The organism is Paracoccus sp. UBA5162 (assembly GCF_002413585.1).
GTDB lineage: Bacteria > Pseudomonadota > Alphaproteobacteria > Rhodobacterales > Rhodobacteraceae > Paracoccus.
Genome location: NZ_DHXG01000096.1, coordinates 1 through 4396 on the forward strand (window position 1 = coordinate 1; position 4396 = coordinate 4396).

General features: G+C 65.6%; 4 protein-coding genes. All 4 read right to left on the reverse strand.

Annotated elements, in window-relative coordinates:
* Positions 1-160 precede the first annotated feature (160 nt).
* Genes B4A72_RS15485 through B4A72_RS15500 form a run of 4 tightly spaced genes read right to left on the reverse strand, consistent with a single transcriptional unit; the run spans position 161 to position 4134 of the window.
* A complete protein-coding gene (locus tag B4A72_RS15485) occupies positions 161-1504 on the reverse strand; it encodes a branched-chain amino acid ABC transporter permease (protein WP_292953960.1) in 1344 nt (447 codons plus the stop codon).
* Positions 1505-1516: 12 nt separating this feature from the next.
* A complete protein-coding gene (locus B4A72_RS15490; RefSeq protein WP_292953957.1) occupies positions 1517-2524 on the reverse strand; it encodes a branched-chain amino acid ABC transporter permease in 1008 nt (335 codons plus the stop codon).
* A gap of 3 nt (positions 2525-2527) precedes the next feature.
* Positions 2528-3355, reverse strand: coding sequence for an ABC transporter ATP-binding protein (locus B4A72_RS15495; RefSeq protein WP_292953954.1), 828 nt, complete (start codon positions 3353-3355; stop codon positions 2528-2530).
* Positions 3352-4134 (reverse strand): ABC transporter ATP-binding protein, encoded by a 783-nt coding sequence (locus B4A72_RS15500; protein ID WP_292953951.1) that lies wholly within the window; start codon positions 4132-4134, stop codon positions 3352-3354. The genes B4A72_RS15495 and B4A72_RS15500 overlap by 4 nt, the downstream gene beginning before the upstream one ends.
* Positions 4135-4396 lie beyond the last annotated feature (262 nt).

The following is a 4396-nucleotide window of genomic DNA, read 5'->3' on the forward strand; positions in this document are numbered from 1 at the left end:
GATCAGAAGGCGCTGGTGCTGGGTCATGGATGCGCTTTAAGGGCGGTTGCGCAGCCGCGCAAGAGGGGCGGCGCGTGAGCACCCTCTGTCGCAGCGCGCTCTTTGGTCGGGCCGCAAATGCGGCGCAGGTTCGGCGCGGGCACGGCCGCCGGGGGCCGATCTACCGCTCGGGCACCAGCCCGCGGGGCGCGAAGCGCAGCACCAGCAGCAGGACGAGGCCCATCGCGATGAAGCGCATCTGGGCCGAGCTGTCCAGAAGATGCGCCTTCAACCCGCCATCGGGCAGGGGCAGGACCAGCAGGCCCATCAGCGCCGGTCCCCAGACCTCGGCCTTGATCCACAGGAACCAGATCAGGACCGCGCCCAGGACCGCACCCCAATTGTTGCCCGACCCGCCGACGATCACCATGACCCAGATCAGGAAGGTATAGCGCAGCGGGTTATAGCCGACCGGCGCCATCAGCCCGTCCTGCGTGATCATCATCGCCCCCGCGATCCCGATCACGGCCGAGCCCAGCACGAAGACCTGCAAATGCCGCGCGGTGACATCCTTGCCCATCGCCTCGGCCGCGGTCTCGTTGTCGCGGATGGCGCGCATCATCCGCCCCCAGGGCGATTTCAGCGCCAGTTCGGCCAGCAGGATCACCACCAGCAGCACCACAAGAAACAGCGAGAGATAGCTGATCTTGACCCAGATGCCGGATGCCTCGGCCGCGCTCATCGACAGGCGGTTGGCAAAGCTTTGGAAGGCCGGGTTCTGTTGCAGGTCGATCTCGTAGGCGACGGGTCGCGGGATCGAGGTGACGTTCTTGACGCCACGGGCCAGCCAGTCCTCGTTCTTCAGCACCGCCACGATGATCTCGCCGATCCCCAGCGTCGCGATCGCCAGATAATCCGAGCGGAGCCCAAGCGCGACCTTGCCCACCGCCCAGGCGGCGGCGGCGGCAAAGACCCCGCCCACCGCCCATGACAGCAGGACGGGCAGGCCCAGGCCGCCGATATTCCCGTGGCGGGCGGGGTTGTTGGCCTCGATCGCGATGACGGCCGGGTCGAAGATGGCGCGATAGGCGATGAAGCCCGCAATCAGGATCGCAAGCAGCACCAAGCCGCGCAGCCGCCCCCGGGCCATGCGCTTCCAGGCCTGCGCCGCCAGCGCCAGCGTGCCAATGCCCAGGGCAAGCCCCAGCAGGATGCGCGGGCCGCCCGCCTGCCATGCGCCGTCCACCGGGGCGGTCGCGACCAGGACCGGCGCCAGCCCGCCAAGCGCCAGAAAGCCCACGACGCCCACGTTGAACAGGCCCGCATAGCCCCATTGCATGTTCACCCCAAGCGCGGTGATGGCCGAGATCAGGCCCATGTTCAGAATGCCGAGCGCAGTGTTCCAGCTGCCCGAAAACATCGCGTTGCGCACCGTGCCCTCCAGCACGAACAGCACCGCAAGCGCCAGAAACAGCAGCGGCGCGCGCCAGCGGCTGGAGGTGTTGGCCTGACGAGTGTTGGACATGGCGACCCCCTTCTAGACCGACCTGCCGCGGAACAGGCCGGTCGGCTTGAACAGCAGCACCACGATCAGAATGACGAAACTGACGGCGAACTTGTATTCGGTGCCCAGAAGCTGCAGCAACCCGCCCGGCTGCCAGTCCGGGAACAGATAGCCCACCACTTTCAGCCATGGATAGGTGATCGCGACCTCGGAAAAGGCCACGACGAAACCGCCGGCGATGGCGCCCAGCGGACTGCCCAGGCCGCCGACGATGGCGGCGGCGAAGATCGGCAGAAGGATCTGGAAATAGTTGAAGGGCTTGAACGCCTTGTCCAGGCCGTACAGCACGCCGGCGATGGTCGCCAGGCCGGCGGCGATGATCCAGGTCATGCGCACGACCTTGTCCGGGTCGATGCCCGACAGCAGCGCCAGATCCTCGTTGTCGGAATAGGCGCGCATCGCCTTGCCCGACCGGGTGCGATTGAGGAACCAGAACAGCGCCCAGACCACGATCACCGCGACCACGACGGTCAGCGCCTGCGTCGATTTCAGGGCCAGGCCCTCTTGCAGGCCGGTCATCGCCTTGAAGTCGCGCACATTGATGACAAAGCGGGCGCCGTCCGCGAAACGCTGTTCATCGACTCCGATCAGCAACCGGGTCAGCCCGTTCATCAGGAACATCACGCCGACCGAGGCCATGACCAGGATGATCGGCGCCGCTCTCTGGACGCGGTAGAATCGATAGACCGCCCGATCCGTCACCAGCGCCAACGCGGCCGTCGCCGCAATCCCAACCGGCAGGGCCAGCAGCGCCGTGGGCAGCGGCCCCAGCGAGACGCCAAGCGCCTGCAGGCCCCAGGTGACGAGGATGGTGACGGCGGTGCCGAACGCCATCGTGTCGCCATGGGCGAAGTTCGAAAAGCGCAGGATGCCATAGATCAGCGTCACCCCGAGCGCCCCAAGCGCCAGTTGCGCGCCATAGGCCGCGGCGGGAATGAACACGAAGTTCAGGAACACGACAAGGGCGTTCGCAATGTCCATGTCTCAGCCCCCCAGGAAGGTGCGGCGCACCTCGTCATTGGCCATCAGTTCCTTGCCGGAACCGGTATGCGCATTGGCGCCCTGGACCAGCACATAGGCCTTGTCGGCGATCGCCATGGCCTGTTTGGCGTTCTGTTCCACCATCAGGATCGGCAGGCCGCCGCGCGCGATGGCAATGATGCGGTCGAACAATTCGTCCATCACGATCGGGCTGACACCGGCCGTCGGTTCGTCCAGCATCAGCAGGCTGGGTCGGGTCATCAGGGCGCGGCCCACGGCAAGCTGCTGGCGCTGGCCGCCCGACAATTCGCCCGCCGCCTGCCGGCGCTTGTCCTTCAGGATCGGGAACAGATCATAGACCTGCGCCATCGTATCCGCGATATCGTCGTCGCGGATGAATGCGCCCATTTCAAGGTTTTCTTCGCAGGACATTGATGGGAATGTGTTATTGACCTGCGGAACAAAGCCCATTCCGGCCCTGACGCGATCCTGCGGGTTCAACGCGGTGATGTCGCGGCCGTCCAGACGGATACTGCCTTCGCGCAGATCCAGCATCCCGAAGATCGCCTTCATCGCGGTGGATTTGCCGGCGCCGTTCGGACCCACGATGACCGCGATCTCGCCCTTTTCGACGGCGATGGTGCAATCGTGCAGGATGTCGGGGCCGCGCCCGTAGCCGCCGGACATGCCTTCGCCGATCAGGAACGGATCGTCCCTGCGGCCCGGCCCGGCCGCCCCGGATTTGCGGCTGCCCTCGAAGGTTCCCGCGGGGCGGGGATTGACCACCGAGGCGTCGCGGTTGCCGCGATTGCCGAAAGCCTGATCGCTCATGCGCCCACCATGTCCTTGTTCTTCAGCCCGGTGCCCAGATAGGCCTCGATCACCTCTTCATTGCTCATGATATCCTTCGCGCTGCCCCGCGCCAGCACGTGACCCTGCGCCATCACGATGACCGGATCGCACAGCTTGCCGATGAAATCCATGTCATGTTCGATCACGCAGAAGGTATAGCCGCGCTCGCGGTTCAGGCGGATGATGGCATCGGCGATGGTGCCCAGCAGGGTGCGGTTGACGCCCGCGCCGACCTCGTCGAGGAACACGACCTTGGCATCGACCATCATCGTGCGGCCCAGTTCCAGCAGCTTTTTCTGCCCGCCCGACAGGTTGCCCGCCTTTTCATGGCTCAGGTGACGGATGGTCAGGAAATCCAGAACCTCATCGGCGCGCTTTCGCAAGGCCGCCTCTTCGCGGTCGATCCGGCCGCGCTGGAACCAGGTCTTCCAGATCGTCTCGCCGCTCTGACCGCCGGGAACCATCATCAGGTTCTCGCGGACGGTCATCGAGGCGAATTCGTGGGCCAGTTGAAAGGTGCGCAGCAAACCCTTGTGAAACAATTCATGCGGGGGCAGGCCGGTGATGTCCTCTCCATCCATGAAGACGCGGCCCGAGGTGGGGGCAAGATCGCCCGCGATGACGTTGAACAGCGTCGATTTTCCCGCGCCATTGGGGCCGATCAGTCCGGTGATCGAGCCGGTGTCGATGGTCAGGCTGGCGCCGTCGACGGCGCGGAAGCCGCCGAAATGTCTGTGCAGGTCTTCGACCCGGATCATGGTTCCGTTCCCATCCTCGTCTTGTCCGGTGAATCATGACCGCCCCGGGCCGTGGCTGTCACGAAAAAGCTGCGCCCTGGCCGCCTCGTCCCGGTCCGGCTCCACCAAGATCGGAATTCGCCCCGAGACGCGGCAGCACCGGGGGGCGTGCGGTTTCGATCCTGGGCCTTTTCCATCCCCGGCCCTGAAAAATGGCCCGGCACCGCGCGGGTGCCGGGCCGGAGCAACGGGTTGCGGTTCAGCGATAGCCGACGACTTCCAT